This window comes from Bradyrhizobium sp. P2_E8 (genome assembly GCF_056403875.1).
Genome location: NZ_JBFUES010001429.1, coordinates 1 through 1,386 on the forward strand (window position 1 = coordinate 1; position 1,386 = coordinate 1,386).

General features: G+C 58.3%; 2 protein-coding genes and 1 pseudogene. 2 read left to right on the plus strand and 1 reads right to left on the minus strand.

Annotated features, from left to right (window positions below; translation table 11 throughout):
- A pseudogene (locus AC1D00_RS41120) lies at positions 1-417 on the plus strand (DUF932 domain-containing protein); the annotation flags it as partial.
- Positions 418-595: 178 nt separating this feature from the next.
- Here AC1D00_RS41120 and AC1D00_RS41125 read toward each other — a convergent pair.
- The gene (locus AC1D00_RS41125; RefSeq protein ID WP_477014645.1) at positions 596-847 is read right to left on the minus strand and encodes a helix-turn-helix domain-containing protein; all 252 of its coding nucleotides are present in this window, start codon (positions 845-847) and stop codon (positions 596-598) included.
- Positions 848-1,009: 162 nt separating this feature from the next.
- Between AC1D00_RS41125 and AC1D00_RS41130 the strand changes: the two genes are divergently transcribed.
- Positions 1,010-1,282 carry a DUF2285 domain-containing protein gene (locus AC1D00_RS41130; protein ID WP_477014646.1) on the plus strand — a complete coding sequence of 91 codons (273 nt, stop codon included), beginning with the start codon at positions 1,010-1,012 and terminating at the stop codon, positions 1,280-1,282.
- Positions 1,283-1,386: the final 104 nt, after the last annotated feature.

Here is a 1,386-nt window from a genome sequence, read left to right on the forward strand (position 1 = left end):
TTCTACCTCCGCGCCGTCTGCATGAACCGCAATCTGTGGGGCGTGGAGAATTTCGAGGAGATTACGATCAGGCATTCGAAATTCGCCGCGCAACGTTTCGCGCATGAGGCGGCGCCAGCGCTGGCGAGCTTTGCCAATTCCTCACCTGCGCCATTCGTCGCCGGGATCAAGGCAGCACGGGAGCGGATCGTTGCCCGCACCGACGAGGATCGCGAAAGCTTTCTCCGCAAGGGCGGATTCTCCAGATCGGAGACGACGAAAATTATCGAAACCGTTTTGGGCGAAGAAAACCGTAAGCCGGAAAGTATCTTTGATTTCGTGCAGGGGATTACGGCGTTGGCCCGCACTAAGTCGCATCAGGATGCGAGACTTGAACTGGAAGGGAAGGCAAAGCGCTTGATGGAGCGTGCAATCTGAGAGGCGAGCCGCGCAATCGGAATCGATTGCGCGGCCGCTTTCCCGCGTAGCGCCGCCGATCCCGCTTGCCGGATCGGCGGCGATGCTGCGTATTCGCGTCCGGCGCTCGCCGGGCCTCCGGCCCGGCTCGCGAAGATCAGGCKCTACGATTGTTGRAAATGGAKTYCTAGCGAKCCGATCACTTCCGCTTAGCGGGCTTYGATCGYTCGGYTCGYGCCTCGTCATCKGGGAGAACGAGATCGACGTGGCTGACGCCCAACGTGCTGGCGAGTTCAAACAASGTTACGACAGTTGGATTGCGSCGGCCGCGYTCCAGGTCACTGAYATAYTGYTGSGTRAAGCCGGACGCTTCGGCGAATTTCTCCTGCGTGAAGCGCTTCTGCTTCCGYAGTCTTGCGAAATTCCGACCGACCAACTTGCGCATGTCCATCGGCGCAAGTTGCGKYTTTACATACTATGAGGTTTATCTCCTATARTATGTATTTCCCGATGCTTGCTGGTCGGCCGGCCTGGAATGGGGCTAAAATGAGACGCTTAGACAAGCTTTGCCGTTCAGAGAGGTTAGAATCATTCGCTGTTTGTCAGGAAGGTCATGACGAAGCCGCAGCTAGATCCTGACGTCGCGGATGTCGCGCCGAACGAGCCGGCGCTGACGGCCTATGACGAACAGCATGTCGTCACGTACATTCGCCTTCTGCAGGCAGAGGGTGAGGGGGCGGACTGGCGTGAAGTCGCTCGAGTGGTCCTGCATATGGACCCAGAGCGAGAGCCGGACCGTGCGCGGAGCGCATATCAGAGTCATCTTGCGCGCGCCAAATGGGTGACTGAGCAGGGGCGTCTCTTACGCGACGCCGGCTCAACATAGAAGAAAATCGCCGACTGGCGACTTACAGGCAGAACTATTTTCTTCCGCAATCCGGTGGTCATTCCGCAGCACCACGTGGTGCCAAACTAGGGGCTTCCTACAAC

What these genes read in the sequence shown, in the direction of transcription:
- AC1D00_RS41130 (WP_477014646.1), top strand. Translation starts at nt 1,010, where the DNA reads ATGACGAAGCCGCAGCTAGATCCTGACGTCGCGGATGTCGCGCCGAAC.